Genomic DNA, 245 nt, shown 5'->3' with positions numbered 1-245 from the left:
TCACGGATTAACACAGCTGCAGACGATGCTGCTGGTTTAGCAATCTCAAACAAGATGACTGCTCAAATCAGTGGGATGAAGCAAGCACGCTCAAACGCTCAAGATGGGATTTCCCTTCTTCAAACAGCAGAAGGTGCGCTTGAAGAAACTCAAAAGATGTTAAACCGGATGCGTGACCTTTCCCTTCAAGCATCAAACGGAACATTACAATCAGAAGACCGTCAAGAAATCGCTTTGGAAATGAA

The 245-nt window shown here is 44.5% G+C and carries 1 protein-coding gene; it reads left to right on the top strand.

Annotated features, from left to right (window positions below; translation table 11 throughout):
• Positions 1–245 (top strand): flagellin N-terminal helical domain-containing protein (locus FC14_RS06100; RefSeq protein ID WP_478211996.1); only part of this gene is annotated, 245 nt, incomplete at both ends.

The sequence above is a fragment of the Ligilactobacillus agilis DSM 20509 genome (assembly GCF_001436215.1).
In the GTDB taxonomy this organism is placed as follows: Bacteria; Bacillota; Bacilli; order Lactobacillales; family Lactobacillaceae; genus Ligilactobacillus; species Ligilactobacillus agilis.
This window is presented reverse-complemented; position numbering and strand designations above follow the sequence as displayed.